Raw genomic sequence first — 4,927 nt, 5'->3', positions numbered from 1 at the left:
GCAGCATCTGGATCTCGAACTTCGGGTCCGGCACCGGGGTGATGCTACGGGCAGCGCGGACACCGTCACCCGGCGGTGTCGACTCGGGCAGGATACGGACCGGGGAGACGGCTCGGGCGGGACCGTCGAGAACGAAGATGCCCCGCGGAGCTGCCAGGTCGGGGGTCCGACAGCGCCACGGGGCTACCCCAGGATTCGTCCGGTCCGGCCGGGTCGTTACGCCTGCGTCCCCGAAATACGTTCTTCACCCGATCGGGGTAGTGGTTGGGTCAGGTGGACGCGAGCAGGTACCGGCCGAAGTGCGGCACGGTGAAGGCGATCTGGCCGCGTTGGGCCGAGAAGACCAGGCCCTTCTTCAGCAGGCTGTCCCGCGCCGGCGACAGCGACGAGGGCTTGCGCTCGAGGTGCTGCGCGATCGTCGAGGTGACGACGGGTTCGTCCGTCCCCTCCGCCAGCTCGGCCATCGCACGCAGGTACTCGCGCTCCGCCGGCGTCGCCCGTTCGTAGCGCGACCCGAAGAACCCGACCGCCAGCTCGGCCTCGGCCTCCGGCGCGGCCAGGGCGACGTCGTCGGCCCGGATGGGGCTGGTCGGCGCGGCGTCCCAGGAGGCCTTGCCGTAGGCCTGCACGAAGTAGGGGTAGCCGCCGGAGCGCTCGTAGAGCTGGTCGAGGGCCTCGGCGTCGAAGGCCGCCTCCTCGCGCTCGGCCGGGGCGATGAGGGCGAAGTCGGCGTCCTTGCGGTCCAGCTTGTCGATCCGGGCGTACTTGAACAGCCGCTCCGAGTAGGACTTCGACGCCGACAGCACAGCCGGCAGGTGCGGCAGGCCGGCACCGACCACCACCAGCGGCATCCGGGACTGCGAGAGCTCGTGGCAGGCGGCGCAGAGGGCGGAGACGTCGTCGGGCCGCAGGTCCTGCATCTCGTCGATGAGGATCGCGATCCCGGTGGCGACCTCGCTGGCCAGCTCCGCGACCTCGGTGAACAGCTCGACCAGGTCGATCTCGATGTCGCCCGAGTCGGCGCGGCCGTTGCGCACCGGCACGTCGATGCCTGGCTGCCAGCGCTCCCGCATCCGTGCGCCGTCGGGCGAGGCGCGCAGGGCGAAGGCCTTGAGCACGCCCAGCACCTCGTCGACGCGCTCCTGCCGCGGGTGCTGCACCGCCAGGTCCCGGATCGCCCGGTGCAGCGCGGCGGAGAGCGGGCGGCGGAGATCGGCGTCGGGCCGCGCCTCGATCTTCCCGGACCCCCAGCCTGCCCGGACGGCCATCGACCGCAGCTCGCCGAGCAGCACCGTCTTCCCGACGCCGCGCAGCCCGGTGAGCACGAGGCTGCGCTCCGGGCGGCCGCGGGCCACCCGCTCCAGCACGATCTCGAACGCGTCGACCTCGCGGTCCCGGCCCGCCAGCTCGGGGGGTCGCTGACCTGCGCCGGGAGCGAACGGGTTGCGCACCGGATCCATGGATCGCACGGTATCCGCGCGTCTCGCGACGACCCTAGATTTCGCTATCCGACGCGATGGCGTGTCGTCGATCGGTCCGTCTGCCCTCGTCTAGCACCGTCGCTAGACACCGGTAGCTCAGGCTCGACGGAGGGCGGCGTCGGCCAGGCAGTACAGCCCGAAGGCCCCGAACCCCAGCGCGACGACGACGAGCAGGGACATCCCGAGCGGCGTCTCGCCCAGGGCCCGCAGCGCGGCGTCGAGCCCGCCGGCCCGGCGCGCGTCGGACGCCACGGCCGCGGTGAACACCAGCACCCCGACCACGGCGAGCGCGAGCGCCCGGGCGAGGTGCCCGACCGTGCCGACCGCCTCGATCGTGCGCCGCAGCGCGGGCAGGAGCCGCCGGACGTCGAGATCGCCCATGAACGTCCGCTTGACGCCGGTGTAGGTCATGGTCACCGCCATCACCCCGATCGCCACGGCCGTGGCCGCCACCAGGAGCCGGCCACCGGGGAGCAGCAGGAGATCCGCGACGACGTCGCGCGCCCCCGCGTCGCCGGAGCGCGGGCCCGACCGCAGGAACGCCACGGCGATCGCCGCCAGCCCGAGCATCGTCACCGCCTTGGCGACGGCCCCGACCCGCTTGCGCACCCGCTCGCCGCCCGACACCCAGCGGAAGCCGAGCGCCGCGGCCGTGAACTGCCAGACCGCGAACGCGACGAGCCCGACGACGGCCACCACCAGGCCGACGGCCCCGGCACCGGTCGCGATCTCCGCGACCGCACCCTGCGCGTCGGCCGAGCCCCCCGGCAGGCCGATCGCGATCCGCACGGCGAGCCAGGCCACCACGAGGTGGACGACACCGTAGGCGACGAGGCCGCCGCGGCCGACGAGGTCGATGACACGACCGGGCGCGTCGGAGCGACCACGGCGGACCGACCGACGCAGACGCCGGAGGGGGGCGAGCACCTCATCACGGTAACCATCGCCCCGTCTGCGCCTGTCTAGCGTCCGACCGATACTCGGGGATACGCCGCGATCGGCGGGAATCTGGGAGTCTCGGGGCGTGACCGAGAACGCACCGGAGATCGTGACCGAGGGCACCGGATGGGTCGAGCACACGGCCGACCGCGCGGAGCTCTCCGTGGTGTTCGACGCGCGGGGGCGCAGCCGCACCGCCGCGGTCGAGGAGCTCGGCCGGCGGGTGGCCGCCGCCGAGAAGGCGCTCGGGCTGCCCGGGCTCACCGTGCGCGGCCGGCGGGTGTCGGTGCACACCGAGTACAAGGGCTCGAAGCCGTCGGGGTGCCGAGCCAGCGAGGCGATCCAGGTGCGCGTGGACGACCCGGGCGTGCTCGAGGAGGCGCTGTCGCTGCTGCTGGGGGCGGAGCCGGCGGCGCTGTCCGGGCCCTCGTGGTCGCTCGCCGATCCCGACGCGGTGCTGGCGGAGGCGCAGCGTCGCGCGGTGGCCGACGCCCGTCGCCGGGCCGAGGGCTACGCGGCCGCGCTGGGCGGCAGCCTGGGCCGGCTGGTGCGGCTGAGCGAGGGGCCGGAGCACGGGGCCGCGCCGATGATGGCGATGCGGGCGGCCCGGGCCGAGGGAGGCCCGGACGTCGCCGATCTGGGTCTCGAACCGGAGCCGGTGCGCGTCACCGCGCGATGTACGACGACGTGGACGTTGATCGGCTCGTGATATCGGCACTTTTCCCGCTGAATTGCTGTTCCATTGGGTGAATCGGAGCGTCCGAGTAGCGCAATTCCCGTCCAGGGTCCGACACTCGTTCGGACTAGTCACTCGGTTCGTGACGGGAGGACAGCGTGGGTTCTCGAGGGGGACGGCACCGCCTGACGCGACGCACCCGGCAGGAATTGCGGATGCGCCCCGGACGACAGCGCCGGGCCGGGCTGCGGGCGACCGCCCGGGCCGTGCTCACCGTGGCCGTCGGCCTGCTGCTCACCGGCAGCAGCGCGGCCGTGCTGCACAACCACGGCGGCCCCGTGACGGTCGCCTTCCTGACCTCCGAGGCCGAGTAGCGCCGGCGAGCTCAGCGGGGGTCGACCACGGTCCCCTCGATCACCATGGGCCCGCCGGGACGGCGCGGCGGCTCGGTGCCCGTCCCGGGCTGCACGTCGACGACGTCGGCGTCGATCACCTGACCCTCGCTGCGGATCCGCGCGGTGCGCAGGCCGGGGTGCCGGCGTTCGGTCGACGCGACGAGCCGGCGCCGCACCAGCGCCCGGGTGGGCGGCAGCACCAGCAGCAGGCCGAGCACGTCCGTGACCAGGCCGGGCACGAACAGCAGCAGACCGCCGACGGCGACGAGCATCCCGTCCGTGGTCTCCGAGGTGGCGACGCGCCGGTTCCGGGCCGCCTCGGCGAGGGCCTGCGCGGCCCGCAGCCCCTCCCGGCGGGCGAGCCACAGGCCCAGCACGGAACCCGCGAGCAGCACCAGCAGGGTCGGCAGGGCGCCGATCCAGGAGCCCAGCGCGACCACGGCGACGATCTCGACCACCAGGTACAGCAGCACGAACGGCATACCCGTCCAACGCACGGGACCGCCGCTTTTCTCCCGATCACCCGAGCGAACGGCGCTCCCGCTCACACCTACTGAACGAGAGTGCCGCTCACCGGGGCTTCACCGGCGCCGCTCACCGGGGCTTCACCACAGCATCGCCGTGGCGGGGTCCTCGAGCAGGGCGCCGACGTCGGCGAGGAAACGGGAGCCCTGCTCGCCGTCGACCAGCCGGTGGTCGAACGACAGTGCCAGCTGGCAGACCGTCCGCACCGTGAGCTCGCCGTCGACGACCCACGGCGCGGGCTTGATCGAGCCGACGGCCAGGATCGCCGCCTCGCCCGGGTTGAGGATCGGCGTGCCGGTGTCGACGCCGAACACCCCGACGTTGGTGATCGTGATCGTGCCGCCGACCAGGTCCGACGGGGCCGTCCTCCCCGCCCGCGCGGTCTCGGTGAGCTCGCCGAGCGCGACGGCCAGGCCGTGCAGGTCGAGCCGGTCGGCGTCCCGGATCTTCGGCACGAGCAGGCCGCGCGGGGTCGCGGCGGCGATCCCGAGCTGGACGTGGTCGTAGTACACGATCTCGCCGGCCGGCTCGTCCCAGCTCGCGTTGACCGCCGGGGTCCGGCGCGCGGCCAGGCACACCGCCTTGGCGACGAACGCGAGCGGCGTGAGCTTGACGTCGGCGAACGCGCGCGACACGCGCAGCCGGTCGCGCAGCGCCATGGTCTCCGTGACGTCGACCGACAGGAACTCGGTGACGTGCGGGGCGGTGAAGGCGGACTGCACCATCGCCGCCGCGGTCGCCTTGCGCACGCCGCGGATCGGCTCGCGACGAACGCCGCCGACGGGCTCGGGTGCGGCGGCGGCAGGTGCGGCCGCGGGTTCGGCCGCCGGGACCGCGGCGGCACCGGCGGCCTGCGCCGAGGCCGCCGCGCGGACGTCGTCCCGGGTGATGACCCCGCCGGGGCCGGACCC

General features: G+C 74.2%; 6 protein-coding genes. 2 read left to right on the top strand and 4 right to left on the bottom strand.

Annotation, left to right across the window (positions count from 1 at the left end):
• Nucleotides 1-269: 269 nt before the first annotated feature.
• Together AB0B41_RS42655 and AB0B41_RS42650 are read right to left on the bottom strand one after the other, a co-directional pair.
• Entirely contained in the window at nt 270-1,460 is a 1,191-nt protein-coding gene (locus AB0B41_RS42655; protein ID WP_358212875.1) for an ATP-binding protein, read from the bottom strand.
• 117 nt (nt 1,461-1,577) lie between these two features.
• Complete coding sequence (locus AB0B41_RS42650) at nt 1,578-2,408, bottom strand: DUF1206 domain-containing protein (protein ID WP_358212874.1); 831 nt, start codon at nt 2,406-2,408, stop codon at nt 1,578-1,580.
• Nucleotides 2,409-2,505: 97 nt separating this feature from the next.
• Here AB0B41_RS42650 and AB0B41_RS42645 point away from each other — a divergent pair, with 97 nt between their 5' ends.
• The gene (locus tag AB0B41_RS42645) at nt 2,506-3,129 is read left to right on the top strand and encodes an SIMPL domain-containing protein (RefSeq protein ID WP_358212872.1); all 624 of its coding nucleotides are present in this window, start codon (nt 2,506-2,508) and stop codon (nt 3,127-3,129) included.
• Between the two features lie 182 nt (nt 3,130-3,311).
• On the top strand, nt 3,312-3,470 hold the full coding sequence (locus tag AB0B41_RS42640; protein WP_358212871.1) for a hypothetical protein: 159 nt from the start codon (nt 3,312-3,314) through the stop codon (nt 3,468-3,470).
• A gap of 11 nt (nt 3,471-3,481) precedes the next feature.
• Here AB0B41_RS42640 and AB0B41_RS42635 read toward each other — a convergent pair whose 3' ends face one another.
• Together AB0B41_RS42635 and AB0B41_RS42630 are read right to left on the bottom strand one after the other, a co-directional pair.
• The gene (locus AB0B41_RS42635) at nt 3,482-3,988 is read right to left on the bottom strand and encodes an FxsA family protein (RefSeq protein ID WP_358212869.1); all 507 of its coding nucleotides are present in this window, start codon (nt 3,986-3,988) and stop codon (nt 3,482-3,484) included.
• A gap of 108 nt (nt 3,989-4,096) precedes the next feature.
• Nucleotides 4,097-4,927 (bottom strand): dihydrolipoamide acetyltransferase family protein (locus tag AB0B41_RS42630; RefSeq protein WP_358212868.1); only part of this gene is annotated, 831 nt, incomplete at its 5' end.

The organism is Pseudonocardia sp. NPDC049154 (assembly GCF_040648315.1).
GTDB lineage: Bacteria > Actinomycetota > Actinomycetes > Mycobacteriales > Pseudonocardiaceae > Pseudonocardia.
Note: the sequence above shows the minus strand (reverse complement) of the source record. Positions and strands in the feature narration are given on the sequence as shown.